18 protein-coding genes and 1 pseudogene are annotated in these 19,542 nt (G+C 70.1%); 13 read left to right on the forward strand and 6 right to left on the reverse strand.

Features of this window, described 5'->3' with window-relative positions; translation table 11 throughout:
* Both ABWV53_RS02880 and ABWV53_RS02885 read right to left on the reverse strand, forming a co-directional pair.
* A pseudogene (locus ABWV53_RS02880) lies at positions 1-282 on the reverse strand (general secretion pathway protein GspB); the annotation flags it as partial.
* 5 nt (positions 283-287) lie between these two features.
* On the reverse strand, positions 288-2,042 hold the full coding sequence (locus tag ABWV53_RS02885; protein WP_353362769.1) for an AAA family ATPase: 1,755 nt from the start codon (positions 2,040-2,042) through the stop codon (positions 288-290).
* A 251-nt stretch (positions 2,043-2,293) separates the two neighbouring features.
* Between ABWV53_RS02885 and ABWV53_RS02890 the strand changes: the two genes are divergently transcribed.
* From ABWV53_RS02890 to ABWV53_RS02930, 9 genes are all read left to right on the forward strand, one after another.
* Positions 2,294-4,240 (forward strand): AMP-dependent synthetase/ligase, encoded by a 1,947-nt coding sequence (locus tag ABWV53_RS02890; RefSeq protein ID WP_353362771.1) that lies wholly within the window; start codon positions 2,294-2,296, stop codon positions 4,238-4,240.
* Between the two features lie 19 nt (positions 4,241-4,259).
* Positions 4,260-5,045, forward strand: coding sequence for an ABC transporter ATP-binding protein (locus ABWV53_RS02895; RefSeq protein ID WP_353362773.1), 786 nt, complete (start codon positions 4,260-4,262; stop codon positions 5,043-5,045).
* A 10-nt stretch (positions 5,046-5,055) separates the two neighbouring features.
* Positions 5,056-5,985 carry a branched-chain amino acid ABC transporter permease gene (locus ABWV53_RS02900; RefSeq protein WP_056659899.1) on the forward strand — a complete coding sequence of 310 codons (930 nt, stop codon included), beginning with the start codon at positions 5,056-5,058 and terminating at the stop codon, positions 5,983-5,985.
* A 24-nt stretch (positions 5,986-6,009) separates the two neighbouring features.
* Positions 6,010-7,074 carry a branched-chain amino acid ABC transporter permease gene (locus tag ABWV53_RS02905; RefSeq protein ID WP_353362776.1) on the forward strand — a complete coding sequence of 355 codons (1,065 nt, stop codon included), beginning with the start codon at positions 6,010-6,012 and terminating at the stop codon, positions 7,072-7,074.
* 105 nt (positions 7,075-7,179) lie between these two features.
* A complete protein-coding gene (locus ABWV53_RS02910; protein ID WP_353362778.1) occupies positions 7,180-8,502 on the forward strand; it encodes an ABC transporter substrate-binding protein in 1,323 nt (440 codons plus the stop codon).
* A 170-nt stretch (positions 8,503-8,672) separates the two neighbouring features.
* The gene (locus ABWV53_RS02915; RefSeq protein WP_353362780.1) at positions 8,673-9,530 is read left to right on the forward strand and encodes an ABC transporter ATP-binding protein; all 858 of its coding nucleotides are present in this window, start codon (positions 8,673-8,675) and stop codon (positions 9,528-9,530) included.
* Between the two features lie 335 nt (positions 9,531-9,865).
* The gene (locus ABWV53_RS02920) at positions 9,866-11,119 is read left to right on the forward strand and encodes a phenylacetate--CoA ligase family protein (protein ID WP_353362783.1); all 1,254 of its coding nucleotides are present in this window, start codon (positions 9,866-9,868) and stop codon (positions 11,117-11,119) included.
* Between the two features lie 214 nt (positions 11,120-11,333).
* The gene (locus tag ABWV53_RS02925; RefSeq protein ID WP_353362785.1) at positions 11,334-12,323 is read left to right on the forward strand and encodes a tripartite tricarboxylate transporter substrate-binding protein; all 990 of its coding nucleotides are present in this window, start codon (positions 11,334-11,336) and stop codon (positions 12,321-12,323) included.
* Between the two features lie 196 nt (positions 12,324-12,519).
* Positions 12,520-13,602, forward strand: coding sequence for a Bug family tripartite tricarboxylate transporter substrate binding protein (locus tag ABWV53_RS02930; RefSeq protein WP_353362787.1), 1,083 nt, complete (start codon positions 12,520-12,522; stop codon positions 13,600-13,602).
* 79 nt (positions 13,603-13,681) lie between these two features.
* On the opposite strand, the gene ABWV53_RS02935 is transcribed toward ABWV53_RS02930, so the two are convergent.
* Positions 13,682-14,011: a DUF1840 domain-containing protein gene (locus ABWV53_RS02935; RefSeq protein WP_353362789.1), complete on the reverse strand. Its 330-nt coding sequence runs from the start codon at positions 14,009-14,011 to the stop codon at positions 13,682-13,684.
* Between the two features lie 217 nt (positions 14,012-14,228).
* Here ABWV53_RS02935 and ABWV53_RS02940 point away from each other — a divergent pair, with 217 nt between their 5' ends.
* Together ABWV53_RS02940 and ABWV53_RS02945 are read left to right on the forward strand one after the other, a co-directional pair.
* The gene (locus ABWV53_RS02940; protein ID WP_353362791.1) at positions 14,229-14,399 is read left to right on the forward strand and encodes a hypothetical protein; all 171 of its coding nucleotides are present in this window, start codon (positions 14,229-14,231) and stop codon (positions 14,397-14,399) included.
* A 254-nt stretch (positions 14,400-14,653) separates the two neighbouring features.
* Positions 14,654-15,214, forward strand: coding sequence for a hypothetical protein (locus tag ABWV53_RS02945; RefSeq protein WP_353362793.1), 561 nt, complete (start codon positions 14,654-14,656; stop codon positions 15,212-15,214).
* Between the two features lie 211 nt (positions 15,215-15,425).
* Here ABWV53_RS02945 and ABWV53_RS02950 read toward each other — a convergent pair whose 3' ends face one another.
* Positions 15,426-16,106 carry a DNA-3-methyladenine glycosylase I gene (locus ABWV53_RS02950; protein WP_353362795.1) on the reverse strand — a complete coding sequence of 227 codons (681 nt, stop codon included), beginning with the start codon at positions 16,104-16,106 and terminating at the stop codon, positions 15,426-15,428.
* A 116-nt stretch (positions 16,107-16,222) separates the two neighbouring features.
* Between ABWV53_RS02950 and ABWV53_RS02955 the strand changes: the two genes are divergently transcribed.
* Both ABWV53_RS02955 and ABWV53_RS02960 read left to right on the forward strand, forming a co-directional pair.
* The gene (locus ABWV53_RS02955) at positions 16,223-17,461 is read left to right on the forward strand and encodes an aminopeptidase (RefSeq protein ID WP_502903822.1); all 1,239 of its coding nucleotides are present in this window, start codon (positions 16,223-16,225) and stop codon (positions 17,459-17,461) included.
* Positions 17,442-17,765, forward strand: coding sequence for a polyhydroxyalkanoic acid system family protein (locus tag ABWV53_RS02960; protein ID WP_353362797.1), 324 nt, complete (start codon positions 17,442-17,444; stop codon positions 17,763-17,765). The genes ABWV53_RS02955 and ABWV53_RS02960 overlap by 20 nt, the downstream gene beginning before the upstream one ends.
* A gap of 125 nt (positions 17,766-17,890) precedes the next feature.
* Here ABWV53_RS02960 and ABWV53_RS02965 read toward each other — a convergent pair whose 3' ends face one another.
* Entirely contained in the window at positions 17,891-18,145 is a 255-nt protein-coding gene (locus ABWV53_RS02965; protein ID WP_353362799.1) for an acyl-CoA-binding protein, read from the reverse strand.
* A 126-nt stretch (positions 18,146-18,271) separates the two neighbouring features.
* A partial coding sequence (locus ABWV53_RS02970) for a methyl-accepting chemotaxis protein (RefSeq protein ID WP_353362801.1) occupies positions 18,272-19,542 on the reverse strand: 1,271 nt, incomplete at its 5' end.

Consider the following 19,542-nt stretch of genomic DNA (forward strand, 5'->3'; position numbering starts at 1 on the left):
ATCGGCGGGCGCCGGCACCACGGCCACGGCGGGCGCCGGCGCCGCGGCGACCACCGCCCCGCCCCCGCGTGGCTGCTGCCACCACCACATGCCGCCCGCGGCCACGGCGGCGGCGGCCAGCGCCGCGCCCGCCACCGCCAGGGCGGCGCCCGCCCGGGACCGGCCGGGCTGCCCGGCCGTGGGGGTGCCGGCGGCGGATGGCCCCGGCGTGTGCAGGCCGGGCACGGCGCCCCGCCCGCGTTCGGCTTCGGCGCGCCGCAGCGCTTCGAGGATGTACGACATGGTGTTCAGGCTCCGGTGCGCAGGCGCGGTTCTTCGACGCCAGCGGCGCGGTTCAGCTGCATGAGAGTGAGCGGCCCGGCCCGCCCGTCGGGCGTGAGGCCCTGGGCCAGCTGGAAGCGGTGGATGCGGGCGCGCCGCTCGGCCAGCGCGGCGCCACGTGCCGCGCCGGGCGCGGGCGTGTCTTCGGCGGCGGGCAGGTGCTGGTCGAGCCAGGCGGCGCCGGTCGGCTGCGTGGCCACGTCGCCGAGTTCGGCGGGGTCGCCCTTGTCGATCCTGCCGGCCATGCCGGGCGGCACGCGCCAGAGCGTCGCCAGCTCGCCGCGCCAGACCTGCGCCAGTGCGCTGACCGGCAGGCGCACGCTGCGGCCTTGCGCGCCCTGCAGCGTGGCGACGTCGCCCTGCAGCCCGCGCAGCACGGCGGCCACGGGCGCTGCGTCGCCGCCGGGGTACAGGGTCAGCAGCACCGGCCGGTCGAGCTGGCGCACCAGGCTCAGGCTGGCGCGGGGCGTGCGCCAGCAGCGCAGGCCGGCCTGCGGCAGCCAGGCGCCACAGGCGTCGGCCGCGCTGCCCTCGCGCGCCGGGGGCGCTGCGGCCCACGCGGTGGCCAGCGCCTGCCAGGCGCCGGCGTCGTCGGCCGGCTGCGCGGCCAGGAACGGCGCCAGCGCGTCGGCCGAGGGCGCGGCGCTGGCCGCAGCCAGCGGTGCCGAGGCCGCCGGCACCGGCACGGCACCGGGTGCGGCTGCCTGGGCTGGACTGGACGAACGCGCATCGGCCGCCCCGGCCATGGGTCGGCCGATGGGCCCGCCCTGCCAGGCCCACACGCCGGCGGCCACCACGGCGGCGCCGGCCAGCGCGCCCAGGGCGCCCACCGCACCCGTGCGCCAGCGGGGCGAGGGGGTGGCACCGCCATCGGCGCCCGCACCGGCAACCGCGCCGGTGGCGGTGCCAAACACCTCGCGTGCCGCGCGCCGCACGATGGCGTCGCCCACTTGGTGCGTGCCGGCCGCGTAGGCGCCCAGCAGCGCCCGGTCGCACAGCAGATTGATGCGGCGCGGCACGCCCCGGGCAAGCCGGTGCACGCGCTGCAGTGCCCGCCGGTCGAAGGGCAGCGGGCCGGACAGGCCGGCCACGCGCAGGCGGTGGTCCACGTACTGCGCGGTCTCCTGTGCGGTGAGCGCGTCCAGGTGGAAGCGGGCGATCACGCGCTGCGCCAGCGGCTCCAGCGCGGCGCTGGCGACCATGCCGCGCAGCTCGGGCTGGCCGATCAGGATGATCTGCAGCAGCTTGCGCTCGCTGGTTTCCAGGTTGGTGAGCAGGCGCAGCTGCTCCAGCACGTCGGGCGCGAGGTTCTGCGCCTCGTCGATGATGAGCACGTTGTTGCGCCCGGCGGCGTGCTGCGCCAGCAGGAAGGCGTTCAGCGGGTCCAGGCAGTCCTTGACGGTCTCGGCCCCCGGCGCGGCGGGCGCGTGCGCCACGCCGAACTCGTCGCAGATGGAGCGCAGCAGCTCGCCCACGGTGAGCTTGGGGTTGAAGATGTAGGCGACGTTGCAGTGCGCCGGGATCTGCTCCAGAAAGCAGCGGCAGACGGTGGTCTTGCCGGTGCCGATCTCGCCCGTCAGCAGCACGAAGCCGCCACCCGCGTCCAGCCCGTAGAGCAGGTGGGCCAGCGCCTCGCGGTGGCGGTCGCTCATGAAGAGGTAGCGCGGGTCGGGCGCGATGGAAAACGGAGCGTGCTCGAGGCCGAAGAACGGGGCGTACATGGGCCGGGAGGATACCGCCCCGCCTGTGTCGGCCCCGCACGCGGGAGCCGCGCGTTTGCTGCAGCGCAGCGCAGGGTTAGACCCGTCAGGAGTTTCCCGCAAATTGTCGTCGCAAAGACATATCGACGTCAAAGTGCTTCCTACCATGCAAGGCATTGCAAGGGCGTTCCCGCCGCCAGGCCGCGCGATCGAACGATCACGCCGCACTCCCCGCGCCGCGGGCGACGCCCCACCATCCTGACAGGAGAGGTATGAGCACGACATTCCCCCAACTGCTGCTGCGCCACGCCGCCGAGCGCCCCACCGCCGCCGCGCTGCGCGAGAAGGAATACGGCATCTGGCAGACCCACGGCTGGGCGGACCTGGCCCGCATGGTGGCAGCCCTGGCCGCCGGCCTGCACGAGGCCGGCCTGGCGCGCGGCGAGCACCTGGTGGTGATCGGCGCCAACCGCCCGCGGCTCTACGCCACCATGCTGGCCGCGCAGTCGCTGGGCGCCATTCCGGTGCCGCTGTACCAGGACGCGGTGGCCGCCGAATGCGTCTATCCGCTGAACAACGCCGAAGTGCGCTTTTGCATCGTCGAGGACCAGGAGCAGGTCGACAAGCTGCTGGAGATCCGCGAGCAGTGCCCTGCCATCAGCCGCATCTTCTTCGACGACCCGCGCGGCCTGCGCAACTACGACGAGCCCGGCCTGCGGTCGATGGACACGCTGGCCGAGGCCGGCCACGCCTTCATGGCCCGCCAGCCCGGCTGGTTCGCCGAGCAGGTCGCGGCCACGCGGCCCGAGGACGTGGCCGCGATGTTCTTCACCTCCGGCACCACCGGCAACCCCAAGGGCGTGGTGCACACCCATGCCACGCTGCTGGACCGCGCCACGGCCGGCGCCGAGTTCGACCGCCTGACCAGCAGCGAAGAAGTGCTGGCCTACCTGCCGCCCGCCTGGATCGGCCAGAACATCTTCAGCTACGCGCAGTGGCTGGCCTGCGGCTACGTGGTGAACTGCCCGGAGTCGGCCGCCACGGTGACCATCGACCTGAAGGAAGTCGGCCCCACCTACTACTTCGCCCCGCCCCGCGTGTTCGAGGGCCTCCTGACCAGCGTGATGATCCGCATGGAAGACGCGGGCGCGCTCAAGCGCCGCATGTTCCACGCCTGCATGGCCCTCGCCCGCCGCGTGGGCCCGGCGCTGCAGGACGGCCAGCCGGTGGGCATGGTGGACCGCGCGCTCTACGCGCTGGGCGACCTGCTGGTCTACGGGCCGCTGCGCAACACGCTGGGGTTCTCGCGGGTGCGCGTGGCCTACACGGCGGGAGAGGCCATCGGGCCGGACCTGTTCACCTTCTACCGCTCCATCGGCATCAACCTGAAGCAGCTCTACGGCTCCACCGAGACCGCCGTGTTCGTCTGCCTGCAGCCCGACAACCAGGCCCGCGCCGACACGGTGGGCGTGCCCATCCGCGGGGTGGAGATCAAGGTGGCCGACAACGGCGAGATCCTGGTCAAGTCGGCCGGCCTGCTGCGCGAGTACTACAAGAACCCCGCCGCCACGGCCGAGGTGCTGACCGAGGACGGCTGGTACCGCACCAGCGACGCGGGCTTCCTCGACGCGCAAGGCCACCTGAAGATCATCGACCGTATCAAGGACGTGGGGCGCCTCTCGGGCGGCGCCAACGACGGCGCCATGTTCGCGCCCAAGTACGTGGAGAACAAACTCAAGTTCTTCCCCTACATCAAGGAAGTGGTGGCCCTCGGCCATGGCCGCGACAAGGCCTGCGCGCTGATCAACATCGACTTCGACGCCGTGGGCAACTGGGCCGAGCGCCGCAATCTGCCCTATGCCGGCTACACCGACTTGGCGGCCAAGCCCGAGGTGTACGGCCTGATCCGCGACTGCGTGGAGAAGGTGAACGCCGACCTCGCCACCGACGAGCTGCTGGCCGGCAGCCAGGTGAGCCGCTTCCTGGTGCTGCACAAGGAGCTGGACGCCGACGACGGCGAACTCACCCGCACCAACAAGGTCCGCCGCGGCTTCATCGCCGACAAGTACGGCGTGCTGGTGGACGCGCTCTATGCCGGCCGCACCACGCAGTTCATCGAGACGCAGGTGAAGTTCGAGGACGGCCGCACGGGCCGCGTCAGCGCCGACCTGGTGCTGATGGACGCCAAGACCTTCGCCCCCGCCCGCCGGGCCGCCTGAACCAGGGAAGAACCTGCAGATGACCACCAAGAAGATCGGCGACGTCATCCTCGACGTCCGCAACATCAGCCTGCGATTCGGCGGGGTGAAGGCGCTGACCGACATCTCGTTCGACGTGCGCGAGCACGAGATCCGCTCCATCATCGGCCCGAACGGCGCGGGCAAGAGCTCGATGCTCAACTGCATCAACGGCGTCTACACGCCGTCGGAGGGCTCCATCACCTTCCGCGGCGAGACCTTCGACCACATGAACAGCCGCCAGGTGGCCGAGATGGGCGTGGCGCGCACCTTCCAGAACCTGGCGCTCTTCAAGGGCATGAGCGTGCTGGACAACATCATGTCCGGCCGCAACCTGAAGATCAGAAGCAACCTGCTGATGCAGGCCCTGCGCATCGGCCCAGCGGTGGACGAGGAGATCCGCCACCGCGAGGTGGTCGAACGCATCATCGACTTCCTGGAGATCCAGGCCTGGCGCAAGGCGCCGGTGGGCCAGCTGCCCTACGGCCTGCAAAAGCGCGTGGACCTGGGCCGCGCCCTGGCGATGGAGCCGCAGGTGCTGCTGCTGGACGAACCCATGGCCGGCATGAACGTGGAGGAAAAGCAGGACATGTGCCGCTTCATCCTGGACGTGAACGACGAGTTCGGCACCACGATCGTGCTGATCGAGCACGACATGGGCGTGGTGATGGACATCTCCGACCGCGTGGTGGTGCTCGACTACGGCAAGAAGATCGGCGACGGCACGCCGCAATCGGTCAGAGAAAACGAAGACGTCATCCGCGCCTATCTCGGCGCTGGACATTGAGAGGCAAGCCATGGGATTCTTTCTCGAAACCGTTTTTGGCGGCCTGATGGCCGGCATGCTCTACGCGCTGGTCGCGCTGGGCTTCGTGCTGATCTTCAAGGCCTCGGGCGTCTTCAACTTCGCGCAGGGGGCGATGGTGCTGTTCGCGGCGCTGGCCATGGCGCGCTTTGCCGAATGGTTCCCGAAGTGGCTGGGCTTCAGCAGCCTGCTGCTGGCCAACCTGATGGCCTTCTGCGCGGCCGTGCTGTGCATGGTGGCGGTGGCCTGGCTGGTGGAGCGGCTGGCGCTGCGCCGGCTGGTGAACCAGGAAGGCATCACGCTGCTGATGGCGACGCTGGGCATCACCTATTTCCTCGACGGCGCGGGCCAGCTCATCTTCGGCAGCGCCACCTACAAGATCGACGTGGGCATGCCCAAGGACCCGATGATCGTGCTGGAGAACGTCTTCGAGGGCGGCCTGCTGCTGTCCAAGGAAGACCTCTACGCCGCGCTGGTGGCCGCGCTGCTGGTGGCCCTGCTCTCGCTCTTCTTCCAGAAGACGCGCACCGGCCGCGCCCTGCGCGCCGTGGCGGACGACCACCAGGCGGCGCAGTCGATCGGCATTCCGCTCTCGCGCATCTGGGTCATCGTCTGGTCGGTGGGCGGCATCGTCGCGCTGGTGGCCGGCATCATCTGGGGCAGCAAGCTGGGCGTGCAGTTCTCCATCTCGCTGGTGGCGCTCAAAGCCTTTCCGGTGGTGATCCTGGGCGGCCTTACCTCGGTGCCGGGCGCCATCGTCGGCGGGCTGGTGATCGGCGTGGGCGAGAAGCTCTCCGAGATCTACCTGGGGCCCTACCTGGGCGGCGGCATCGAGAACTGGTTCGCGTACGTGCTGGCGCTGGGCTTCCTGTTGGTGCGTCCGCAGGGCCTGTTCGGCGACAAAATTATTGATCGCGTCTGAACCTCAAGCACAGGAGCCAAGCAGATGTTCTATCGCGAAAACGGTCAATTCAAGAGCAGCTACCGCGCCGACATGGGGCTCTTCCCCGTCGCGCAGGACCGGTGGGCCATCCTCGGCCTGCTGGCCGTGGCCTTCGTGCTGGTGCCGATGGTGGGCAGCGATTATTTCTTCCGCGCCATCGCCATTCCCTTCCTCATCCTGTCGCTGGCCGCCATCGGCCTCAACATCCTGGTGGGCTACTGCGGCCAGATCTCGCTGGGCACGGGCGCCTTCATGGCGGTGGGCGCCTATGCGGCCTACAACCTGCAGGCGCGCATCGACGGCATGCCGCTCCTGGTGGCGCTGCTGGGCGGCGGCCTGTTCGCCACCGTGTTCGGCGTGCTCTTCGGCATCCCGAGCCTGCGCATCCGGGGCCTCTACCTGGCGGTGGCCACGCTGGCGGCGCAGTTCTTCACCGACTGGTTCACCAACCGCGTGAAGTGGGTCACCAACGACTCGTCCTCCGGCTCGGTGAGCGTGGGCGGGCTGGACATCCTGGGCTATGCCATCCAGACCCCCGTGCAGAAGTACCTGCTGTGCCTGGCCTTCGTCGCGGTGTTCGCCCTGCTGGCCAAGAACCTGGTGCGCGGCGCCATCGGCCGCGAGTGGATGGCCATGCGCGACATGGACGTGGCGGCGGCGGTGATCGGCATCCGCCCGGTATACGCCAAGCTCAGCGCCTTCGCCGTCAGCAGCTTCATCGTGGGCGTGGCCGGCGGCCTCTGGGGCTTCGTGCACCTGGGCTCTTGGGAGCCGGCGGCCTTCGGCATCGAGCGCTCGTTCCAGCTGCTCTTCATGGTCATCATCGGCGGGCTGGGCTCCATCTCGGGCGCGTTCTTCGGCGCCGCCTTCATCGTGCTGCTGCCGCTGCTCTTGAACTACGTGCCGCACTGGCTGGGCCTGCCGATCTCCACCGCGACCGCGACCCATGTGGAACACATGATCTTCGGCGCGCTGATCGTCTTCTTCCTCATCGTCGAACCCCACGGCCTGGCGCGGCTGTGGTCCACCGCCCGGCAGAAGCTGCGGCTGTGGCCTTTCCCGCACTGACCGCCGGTCGGTGCACTCGTGCTCCCCGCGTCCCTCGTTCCGTTCTTCCTTCCTTCTTCACCACAAGCGCACTTCAGGTGCCATCACTCCCAGGAGACTTCAGCCATGCAACTCAAGCAAAGAATCGCGCTGGCCACCGCGGCCGGCGCCACCGCACTCGCGGCCTATCTGCCGCTGGCCGCGCAGGCGCAGGCCGCCGCCGAGCAGTTCGTGCCGCTGATGGTCTACCGCACCGGGCAGTTCGCGCCGCTGGGCATTCCATGGGCCGACGGCAAGCAGGACTACCTGAAGCTGGTGAACGCGCGCGACGGCGGCGTGAACGGCGTGAAGATCGCCTTTGAAGAATGCGAGACGGCGTACGACGCCGCCAAGGGCGTGGAGTGCTATGAGCGCCTGAAGGGCAAGGGCAGCGGCGCCTCGGGCTTCGACACGCAGTCCACCGGCATCACCTTCGCGGTGACCGACAAGGCCTTCGTGGACAAGATTCCCGTCGAGACGCCCGGCTACGGCCTGTCGCAGTCGGCCGACGGCACGGTGTTCGAGTGGAACTTCCCGCTGCTGGGCACCTACTGGACGGCCGCCGACGTGATGCTGCAGGACATCGCCAAGAAGGAAGGCGGCAGCCTGAAGGGCAAGAAGATCGCGCTGGTCTACCACGACAGCCCCTACGGCAAGGAGCCCATTCCGCTGCTGCAAAAGCGCGCCGAGGCCGACGGCTTCACGTTCAGCACCTTCCCGGTCACGCCGCCCGGCGTGGAGCAGAAGTCCACCTGGCTGCAGATCCGCCAGCAAAAGCCCGACTACGTGCTGTTCTGGTCGGCCGGCGTGATGACGCCCGCCGGCATCCGCGAGGCCCAGGCCAGCGGCTACCCGCGCGAGAAGATCTACGGCATCTGGTGGGCCGGCTCCGACCACGACGTGAAGGACATCGGCGCGGGCGCCAAGGGCTACAACGCCATTACCATCCACAACAGCGCGGCCAAGGACAAGGTGCATGACGACCTGAAGAAGTTCGTCTACGACAAAGGCCAGGGCACCGGCGCCGCCACGGGCGTGGGCACGCTGGCGCACACGCGCGGGATGATGATCTCCATGCTGCAGGTGGAGGCGATCCGCGCCGCGCAGGAAAAGTACGGCAAGGGCAAGGTGCTGACGCCCGAGCAGGTGCGCTGGGGCTTCGAGAACCTGGACCTGACGGCCGACAAGCTGAAGGCCCTGGGCTTCGGCGAAGTCATGCGTCCGGTGAAGACCTCGTGCCAGAACCACATGGGCACCGACTGGGCGCGCATCGTGCAGTGGGACGGGGCCAAGTGGGACATCAAGTCCGACTGGTACCAGGCCGACAAGACGCACATCGACCCGCTGGTCAAGGAGTACGCCGCCAAGTACGCCAAGGACAAGAACGTGAAGCCTAGAAGCTGCAGCTGATGCCGGATGGCTGGCCTGGGCTGCCCGTGCGGCCCCGGTCAGCGCACCCTGCATTGCAAGCCTTTCAGGCCGCTAGCGGTTGAATAACAAGCGCGAGCAGCTACCCTTTCAATAGCAAACCTCTCGTTGCCCCTTGGCGGGCGGCGGGGCCGGTTTCCGGAGAGCCCAGCATGTCATCCAGTCCCCTGCAGCCTGAAGGTGCCATTCCGGCCCCGGCGGCCACGGCCGCGGCCCCGCTGCTCGTCGTCAACGGCATCGAGGTCATCTACAACCATGTGATCCTGGTGCTCAAGGGCGTGTCGCTGACGGTGCCCGAAGGCTCCATCGTCGCGCTGCTGGGCGGCAACGGGGCGGGCAAGACGACCACGCTGCGCGCCATCTCCAACCTGCTGGCGGGCGAGCGCGGCGAGGTCACCAAAGGCAGCATCCAGTTGCGCGGCGAACGCATCGAGCAGCTCTCGCCCGCCGGGCTGGTGGACCGGGGCGTGGTGCAGGTGATGGAAGGCCGGCACTGTTTCGCCCACCTGACCATCGAGGAGAACCTGCTGACCGGCGCCTACACGCGACGCGACCGCGGCGAGGTGGCGGCCAACCTGGAGAAGGTCTACAACTACTTCCCGCGCCTGAAGACGCGCCGCACCAGCCAGGCGGCATACACCTCGGGCGGCGAGCAGCAGATGTGCGCCATCGGCCGCGCGCTGATGGCCAGCCCGAAGATGGTGCTGCTGGACGAGCCCTCCATGGGCCTGGCGCCGCAGATCGTGGACGAGGTCTTCGCCATCGTGAAGGACCTGAACGCCAAGGAGCGCGTGACCTTTTTGCTGGCCGAGCAGAACACCTCGATGGCGCTGCGCAACGCCGACTACGGCTACATCCTGGAGAACGGCCGCGTGGTGATGGACGGCGCGGCGGCCGACCTGGCGACGAACGAGGACGTCAAGGAGTTCTACCTGGGCATGGGCGGCGGCGAGCGACGCAGCTTCAAGGACGTCAAGAGTTACAAGCGGCGCAAGCGCTGGCTGGCCTAGAGATGGACAACCCCCTGTGGCGTCTCACCGCTCGGCACCGATGCTGGAAGCATCGGCTCTTCGGGCACGTCCGAGCCTGCGCAGGCAGGCTCGGAGCCGCGGCCCTCAGCCCCTTCTCTCGGCTCGCTTCGCGATCCGGGAAGGGGGACGCCACCGGTGGCCTGGCAAAGCCAGTTCCACGGTGGCTCTGGCCTTGGGCCGCGCCTGCCCGGAGCGGTGCGCTCACAAGTATTTGCAGCTGGCGAGCAGAGCGTCACTCCTAAATTCATAGCTGACTGCGCTTGATCCATAAGCGCCGGCGGCAGATTTCATTCAAAACCCAGAGGAACCCAGGCATGAACACGTTCTACGACGCCCTGGAAACCCGCAGCCCAGAGGAGCGCGAGGCGGCGGTGATGGCGGCGCTGCCGGGGCAGGTGGCGCATGCGCAGCAGCGGTCCGCCGCGTTCGCCGAGATCCTGGCGGGCGTCGATGCGGCCGGGGTCACCGGTCGGGCGGCGCTGGCGCAGTTGCCGGTCACGCGCAAGCATGAGCTGCTGGAGCGCCAGCAGGCGCGGCGCGCAGCGGGCGGCGATGTGTTCGGCGGCTTCAGCGCGGTGGGGTTCGGCGCGGGCATGCCCCGGGTGTTCGCCAGCCCCGGGCCGATCTACGAGCCCGAGGGCACGCGGCGCGACTACTGGCGCATGGCGCGGGCCATTCACGCGGCGGGCTTTCGGGCCGGCGAGCTGGTGCACAACGGCTTCAGCTACCACTTCGTGCCCGCCGGCTCCATGATGGAAAGCGGCGCGCACGCGCTGGGCTGCAGCGTCTTTCCGGGCGGCACCGGGCAGACCGAGCAGCAGGTGCAGGCCATGGCCGAGCTGCGACCGGCCGGCTACATCGGCACGCCGAGCTTTCTGAAACTCATTCTGGAGAAGGCCGACGCGCTGGGCACGAAGCTGCCCAGCGTGGGCAAGGCGCTGGTGTCGGGCGAGGCTTTTCCGCCTTCGCTGCGCGACTGGTTCGCCGAGCGCGGCGTGGCGGGCTACCAGTGCTACGCCACCGCCGACCTGGGCCTGATCGCCTACGAGACCAGCGCCCGCGAAGGCCTGGTGCTGGACGAGGGCGTGATCGTGGAGATCGTGCGCCCCGGCACCGGCGACCCGGTGCCCGAGGGCGAGGTGGGTGAGGTGGTGGTGACCACGCTCAACACCGACTACCCGCTGATCCGCTTCGGCACGGGCGACCTGTCGGCCGTGCTCCCCGGCCCCTGCCCCACCGGCCGCACCCACACCCGCATCAAGGGCTGGATGGGCCGCGCCGACCAGACCACCAAGGTGCGCGGCATGTTCGTGCACCCCGGCCAGATCGCCGGCATCGCCAAGCGCTTTCCGCAGGTGCTGCGCGCCCGCCTGGTGGTGAGCGGCGAGATGGCCAACGACCAGATGGTGCTGCGGGTGGAGACCCGCGAAACCGCCGGCGGCCTGGCGCAGCAGCTGGAGGCCGCCGTGCGCGAGGTGACCAAGCTGCGCGCCGACGTGCAGCTGGTGGCGCCCGGCACCCTGGCCAACGACGGCCGCGTGATCGAGGACGCGCGCAGCTACCGCTGATGCCACCACACGGCGCCGCAGCAACCACCTGGGCGACAACTAATACCAAAGCATTAATCGATCCAGTGCTCTCATTTCAATAGCAGCATAGCCTTTGAAATCAAGCGCTACCGGCCTAAAAGGCTTAAAAACGGAATCCGCCAAAGCTAGTGATTACCTGAATACGGGGCGCCGGAAGCGCTGCCTATCATGGCCCGTCATTTCCAGGAGCATCATGAAAAACTCGTTCAAGTTCGCCGTCGCCGCCGTCGCTGCCACCCTCGCCTGCGGCACCTTCGCGCAAGACTTCCCCGCCAAGGACCGTCCCATCACCATCGTCGTGCCCTTCGCGGCCGGCGGCCCCACCGACCGCGTGGCCCGCGACCTGGCCGAAGCCCTGCGCAAGCCCATGGGCGGCGCCAACGTGGTGATCGACAACGCGGTGGGCGCGGGCAGCTCCATCGGCACGGCCAAGGTGGCACGCGCCACGCCGGACGGCTACACCCTGCTGCTCAACCACATCGCCATGGCGACCATGCCGGCGCTCTACCGCAAGCTGTCGTTCAACGTGGCGAACGACTTCGAGTACCTGGGCATCCTCAACGACGTGCCGATGACGCTGATCGCGCGCCCCACGATTCCCGCCAACAACTACAAGGAACTCACCACCTGGATTGCGCAGAACAAGGGCAAGGTCAACCTGGGCAACGCGGGCCTGGGCGCCGCCTCGCACCTGTGCGGCCTGATGTTCCAGAACGCCATCCAGACCGAGATGACCACCATCTCGTACAAGGGCACGGCACCGGCCATGACCGACCTGATCGGCGGCCAGATCGACCTGATGTGCGACCAGACCACCAACACCACGTCGCAGATCGAGGGCAAGAAGGTCAAGGCCTTCGCCGTGACCACGTCCAAGCGCCTGACCACGCCGTCGCTGAAGGACCTGCCGACGCTGGCCGAAGCCGGTGTGCCGAACTTCGAGGTGACCATCTGGCACGGCCTCTACGCGCCCAAGGGCACGCCCGCCCCGGTGCTGGCCAAGATCAACGAAGCCGTGAAGGCCGCGTTGAAGGACCCTGAGTTCATCAAGAAGCAGGAAGGCCTGGGCGCCGTGGTGGCCGCCGACAAGCGCATCGAGCCCGCCGAGCACAAGAAGTTCGTGCAGGCCGAGATGGACAAGTGGGGCGCGGTCATCAAGGCCGCCGGCACCTACGCGGACTGACCGCCACGCTCGCGCAACTGCCACACGTCGACCAAGCCACCGGGCGCCCAGTGCCCGGTGGCTTTTTTCTTGGGGTGCGCGGCGCGTGGCGGGTTTCCACCAGCGCCGGGACGCGGGCGCAGCCGGTACAAAGGACCGCACTACGACCACCCCAATCGCGACCGCCCACCGGTCCGCGCCCTTGTGAAGGAACTGCATGCTCCACTCCGCCCCGACCCCTTCCCGGATTCACCCCCCATGCTCCGGCGACCCCACGCCGCCCACGCTCGGCGGCGGGCGCCGGAAGGCGCTGGCGTCGCTTTGGGCCGCCGCGCTCGCGGTGGCTTTTTGCGGCGCCCCGGCCTGGGCGCAGGCCCCCGCCTGGCCGACCAAGCCGGTGCGCATCGTCGTGCCCTTCGCGCCCGGCGGCACCACCGACATCCTGGCCCGCGCCGTGGCGCCCGAGCTGTCCAAGGCCTTCGGCCAGCAGTTCATCGTGGACAACCGGGGCGGCGCGGGCGGCAACATCGGCGCGGAGGTGGTCGCCAAGTCGCCCGCCGACGGCTACACGCTGCTGATGGGCACGGTGGGCACGCATGGCATCAACCGGGCGCTCTACACCAAGCTGCCCTACGACCCGATCAAGGACTTTGTGCCCATCACCCTGGTGGCCGCCGTGCCCAACGTGATGGAGATGAACGCCGACAAGGCCAGGTCCCTGGGCATCGCCAACGTGCAGGACTTCATCCGCTACGCGAAGGCGAACCCCGGCAAGCTCAACATGGCCTCGAGCGGCAATGGCACCTCCATCCACCTGGCCGGCGAACTGTTCAAGAGCATGACGGGCACCTACATGCTGCACATGCCCTACCGCGGCTCTGGCCCGGCGCTGCTGGACATGGTGGGCGGCAACATGGACGTGATGTTCGACAACCTGCCCTCGTCGATGGCGCAGATCAAGGCCGGCAAGCTGGTCGCGCTGGCGGTGACCAGCGCCGAGCGCTCCGCCGCGCTGCCCGACGTCCCCACCGTGGAGGAAGCCGGCGGCCCCGCCCTGAAGGGCTTCGAGGCCAGTTCCTGGTTCGGCCTGCTGGCGCCCGCCGGCACCCCGGCCGACGTGGTGCAGCGCATTCAGCAGGAAACGGCCAAGGCGCTGGCCACCCCGGCCGTGAAGGAGCGCCTGCTGGCGCAGGGCGCGCTGCCCGGCGGCAACACCCCGGCCGACTTCGCTCGCCACATCGACGCAGAGCACCGCAAGTGGGCGGCGGTGGTCAAGGCGTCGGGCGCGAAGGTGGACTGACGAGCAGGGCACGGCGGGCGCGCCTGGGCGGCACACGGAGCGCTCCCGCCCGCCGGCCGCGCTCGTCACGCTCGGCGGATCACCAAGTGACGTCGGCTTCTTCTGCGGCGCTGCGGCGCAGCATGTCGATCAGCGGAGCCGCGCGCTGGTGCAGGCGCACGGTGTTGGCGCGCTCGGCATCGCGCTCTTCCTCGTCGGCGCCACGCCCTTGCCCTCCGGCGGCCGCGGAGTCCCGCTTTTCATCTGCAGCGACGGCGGCTTCCAGCGCCGAGATGGCGGCAGGGATCTGCGCGACGGTCACGATGCCATGCGGATCGGGCGCCTTGCCCATGATCTGCAGCAGCTGCCGGCCGTTGGCCTCCAGCATGATCACGTCGGCGGTGGCTCGGGATTTGAATTTGTAGAGCATGGAGCGAAGCGCCTGGACGACGCAAGTGAGTGCTGAAGGCTTCGAATATAGACATCTGCCTCGCAGGAAGCAGTCGGACTGCACCGCAACCGCGCCGGGCACGATGGGTAGGGCCTCTGCGGCGCCGCCGAGCCCGACTGCATGGCGCACGGCGCCGGCTATGGCCTAATAGCGCGTTTTTACCTTTTCCCATTTTTTTTCTGCAGGAGCCGCCACCATGGGCAACAAGATCGTTACCGAAGCCGACCGCAAGCGCACCCCCCGTCCCGCCACCCCCGCCGGCGTCAGCCTGCCCACGCCCGGCCGCGGCCAGCGCGTGAGCCTGGAGCGCGGCGTGGCCACGCGCAGCAAGAAGAACCCCGGCAAGCGTTCCAACAAGGGCGGCTGAACACGCCACCCCCGGTCGCTGGCGCGCCGCCCCCGGCCGCACGCCGGCGCCGTGAACGCCTCCCGAGCCCTCTCCGCAGAGGGCTTTTTTCATGGCGGCGCGCCGGAGCGTCGCAACACGTTCCGTCACCACCGATGGTGACCACTGGCCGCACCCGGCAGCGTGCGGCGCGGCACAATGCGCCCTGCCACTCTTTCCATTTTCCCTGCGCCCGGCATTCCAGCCACCGCACTTCGCCGCCGACGGACCGCACCATGCCCACCACCGCACCCGCTCCCCTGTCCGCCGACGATGCCGGCGCGCTGTACACCGCCCTGCAGGCCGGCCCGCTGGCGGGCACGCCCGTGACCACGCTGCGCATCGGCAGCACGCAGACCACGCTGGCCAGCGGCGATGGTCCGCAGGCCCGGCTGCTGCGGTCGCTGCCCATCGGCGCGCGGGCCACGGCGGCGCTGTGCTTCGCGCACCAGCCGCCCACCGGCGCCGAGCTGGAGACGGCCATCGCCCGGGTGGAAGACGCCGTCATGCCGGTGCGCGGGCTGCTGGTCGAACGATCCACCCTGTTCACGGCCGACGCCGGCATCCGCCAGGTGGCGCTGGCCGCCGGGCTGGAGGCGCAGCCGGAGATGCTGCTCACCCTCGATGCGGTGGAACGCACGTTCGAGCGGCTCGCCGCATGGTCGGAGGGCCGGCCCGCCAGCCAGGACGATCTGCCGCAGGAGCCGGCCTTCGCCGCCACCCTGCTGATCCTGCGCGAGGCCATGCAGCACCTGGGCTTCGCGGACATCGTGGTGCGCTCGGACGCGGTGGTCTAGGGAACCTCTGCACGAATCACCGCGCCCTGGGCATCTGCGGATTCGGGCAGTCTGCCGCGTTGCCAATCCTCGCCATGGCCCCGCTATGGCTGCGGTTGGCGCCTTGCAGCCCCTCCCGATCCGCAGCGCCCACTTTCCGCTCGATTCGTGCAGAGCCTCCCTGGGGAAGGCTCCGCACGCCGCTCGATGCGTGCAGGCCTCGCTGGTACCGTCAGGCCGTGGGCACGGTGAACGCCGCCCGCGCAGCCAGCGCCTGCTCACGCGTGTGGCAGCCCTCGAAATGGTCGTTGACCAGCCCCATGGCCTGCATGAAGGCGTAGGTGGTGGTGGGGCCGACGAAGCTCCAGCCGCGTTTCTTGAGATCTTTCGACATGGCCACCGACGCGGCCGACTGGGTCAGCGCACGGGCGGCCTCGGGCGTGACCCGCTCGGGGCGGCCCTCGGCGGCCTGCGGCTCGAAGCGCCACACGTAGTGCGCCAGCGAACCGAATTCGCGGCGCAGCTCGAGCATGCGTCCCGCGTTGTGGATGGCCGATTCGATCTTGCCGCGGTGCCGCACGATGCCGGCATCCGCCAGCAGCCGCGCGACCTCGGCCGGGCCGAAGCGGGACAGCACCTCGGCATCGAACTGCGCGAAGCCGGCCCGGAAAGCCTCGCGCTTGTTCAGGATGGTGATCCAGCTCAACCCCGCCTGGAAGCCCTCCAGGCAGAGCTTCTCAAAGAGCCGCCGGTCGTCCGCCACCGGAAAGCCCCATTCGTGGTCGTGGTAGTGCCGGTAGAGCGGCATGGCGCGGCACCAGCCGCAGCGCGGACAACCATCGGCCAGGGTGAAGAGGCCGGTGGCGGTGTCGACGGCCGGCGGGGTCTGGGTGGGGGTGGCAGGGGCGGACATGGCGTGATTCTCGCCCGCCTGGCACCGCCCTGGCGCGGGTGATGCGGCCCGCCACCTTCGTTATCCTTCGGGGCTGCACCATGGCCTTCCAGCCCCTCGCCTCACGGCTTTCTTCCTTGCTCCACCCGCTCGTGCCGGCCGGCCTGCGCGGCCTGCCCTGGCGTGCTGCCCGGGCCGCCACCCTCTGCCTGGGGCTGCCGCTGCTCGCCGGCTGCGCCGGCACCGGCCAGTCGCTCGCCTACTACTGGCAGTCGGTGCGCGGCCATCTGCAGCTGATGGGCGCGGCCGAACCCATCGCCGACTGGCTGGACCGGCCCGGCACCAGCGCCGCGCTGCGCGAGCGCCTGGAACTGGCGCGGCAGGCGCGCAGCTTTGCCAGCACAGAACTCGGCCTGCCCGACAACGCCAGCTACCGCCGCTATGCCGACCTGGGCCGGCGCGCCGCCGTGTGGAACGTGGTGGCGGCGGGGCCGTATTCGCTCACGCTGCACACGTGGTGCTTCCCGGTCACCGGCTGCATCGGCTACCGGGGCTACTACGACGAGGCCGACGCGCGCGCCGAGGCCGCCCGGCTGGCGGCGCAGGGGCTGGAGACCAGCGTGTACGGCGTGCCCGCCTATTCCACGCTGGGCTACCTCAACTGGGCCGGCGGCGACCCGCTGCTCAACACCTTCATCGCCTGGCCCGAGGGCGACTTCGTGCGCCTGCTGTTCCACGAACTGGCCCACCAGGTGGTCTACGTGCAGGGCGACACCCGCTTCAATGAATCGTTCGCCACCGCCGTCGAGCGGCTGGGCGTGGAGCGCTGGCTCAGCGAGCGCTCCACGAACCGGGCCCGCGCCGACTTCGCCGCCAGCGAAGCCCGGCGCGCCGCCTTCCGCACCCTGACCCGGGACACCCGCACCCGCCTGGCGTCCATTTATGCATCGAATCGGGCTCCAGCGCCCGACCATGCTGCGCAAGCAGCTATGAAAAATATAGCGATGCAGCAGTTCCGCGACGCTTACGCCGCGCTGCGCGCCCGCTGGCTGGCAGAAGGCGCCACAGCGGCGCAGCTGGGCGGGCTGGACCACTGGGTGGCGACCGCCAACAACGCCAGCTTCGGCGCCCAGGCGGCCTACGATGACGGGGTGCCGGCCTTCACGGCGCTGTTCGAGCGCGAAGGCCGCGACTGGCCGCGCTTCTACGCCGCCGTGCGCGCCCTGGCCGCCCAGCCCCCGGCCGAGCGCGAAGCCGCCCTGCGGGCGCTGCAACCCGCCGCCGCGCCGGCCCCCGCCACGAACCCGCCTCCCACCACCCCCACCCCCAAGGCCCACGCCGCCCCGGAGACCCCGATTGCCCGACATCCAGATTGACCGCGCCCACACCCTGGGCCTGCCCGAAGCGCGCCGTATCGCCGGCCTCTGGGCGCAGAAGGCCGAGGCCAAGTTCGACATGCAGTGCCGCTACGTGCCGGCAGACACCATGCAGCCGGACGGCACGCCCGCGCCCGACGTGCTGCACTTCCAGCGCCCGGGCATCGAAGGCACGATGCGGGTGACGGCCGACCGCTTCGCGCTGCAGGCCGAGCTGGGATTTCTCTTTTCCGCCTTCAAGGACCGCATCACGGCCGAGATCGAGGACCAGTTCGACAAGCTGCTGGCGCCACGGGCGGCGTGAGCGGCAGCCGCGCGCCGCAGGGCCGGCCGCCATGACGAAGGCCCCGCACCGGGCAACGGTGGCGGGGCCTTCCTCGTGGGCGCGGGCGGGATCGGACCGACCGCGCCCGCGCGCCGGGGGTGAGCTCAGCTCAGCGATGCAATCAGGTCGATGTACTGCTGGCGCGCCGTGTCGCCGTCGGTGCCCTTGAGCTTTTCCCAGGCGTCCCACTTGGCGCGGCCCACCACGTCGGAGAAGCTGGGCTTTTTCTCGCTGTTGTCGCCCACCGTGGCCTGCTTGTAGAGCGCGTAGATCTTCAGCAGCGTGGGGTTGTCGGGGCGCTCGCTCAGGTTCTTCGACTGCGCGACGGAGGCTTCGAAAGCGGCATTCAGGTCAGACATACTAGGGGGCTTTGCAAGTGAGGGACGGACGCAAATCTTAGAACGTCCGAAGCCGCTTCACGCCTTCTGGCCGCCAAGATCACCCACTGCGTGTGTAAAGGCGGTCACACGCTGCAGCGTCTGCCTTCAGAAACTTTCCCAGTCGGACTCGGCCTGGCTGCGCGGGCCGGGCGACGCGGGCGCCGGCGCCGGGCGGGCGACCAGCGACAGCGAGGGCTTGTGCGCGGGGCCCGGGGCGGCTGCGGGCGCCGTTGCCGCCCTGGCCGATGCGCCGGGCGCCGGCCGCGCCGCGATGGCGGGGCGCGGCGCCCCGGCGGGGGCCGCCGGCACGGGGGCCGAGGGAACGGCCCGCACCGCAGGGGCCGCGGCAGCGGGTGGCGCAGTGGCGTCTTCGTCGCCCAGCCGGAACACGGCCGTGGCCCGCACCATCTCCCGCGCCTGCGCGCTCAGGCTGCTGGCGGCGGCGGCCATTTCCTCGACCAGGGCCGCGTTCTGCTGCGTGGCCTGGTCCACGTGCACGATGGCTTCGCTGATCTGGTCCACTCCGGCGCTCTGCTCGGCGCTGGAGGCGCTGATCTCGCCCATCAGGTCGGTGGCGCGGCGGATCGACGACACCACGTCGTCCATGGTGCGGCCGGCCTTGTCCACCAGTTCGCTGCCGCGCTCCACGCGCTGCACGCTGTCGTCGATGAGCTGCTTGATCTCCTTGGCGGCGTCGGCGCTGCGCTGGGCCAGGTTGCGCACCTCCGATGCGACCACGGCGAAGCCCCGACCCTGCTCGCCCGCCCGGGCCGCCTCCACGGCGGCGTTGAGCGCCAGGATGTTGGTCTGGAACGCGATGCCGTCGATCACGCCGATGATCTCGCCGATGCGGTTGCTGCTGTCCTGGATGCCGCGCATGGTCTGCACTACTTCGGACACCACCGCGCCGCCCTGCTCGGCCACCTGCGACGCGTTGCGCGCCAGCTCGTTGGCGCGGCGGGCGGTGTCGGCGTTCTGGCGCACGGTGGAGCCCATCTGCTCCATCGACGCGGCGGTCTGCTGCAGCGCAGCGGCCTGCCGCTCGGTGCGCACGGACAGATCGTGGTTGCCCGCATCGATCTCGCTGCTGGCGCCCGACACGCCGTGCGCGCTGGTGCGCACCGTGCGCACCACCTCCGACAGCTGCCCGCTCATCGCCGACATGGCGGCCATGATGCTGGCGCTGTCGCCCGGGCGCAGCGGCATGCGGGCGGCCAGGTCGCCGGCCGCGACCGCATTGGCCGCATGCCGCAGCTGCGACGGGTCGCCGCCCAGCTGCCGCACCACCGAGCGCAGGTAGAGCGCCAGGCCCACGAGGCAGGCGGCCAGCAGCAGCATGGCGGCGGCAGTCAGCGCGCGGTTGTCGCCGGCCAGTT

This window comes from Acidovorax sp. FG27, assembly GCF_040365715.1.
Taxonomy (GTDB): Bacteria; Pseudomonadota; Gammaproteobacteria; order Burkholderiales; family Burkholderiaceae_C; genus Paracidovorax.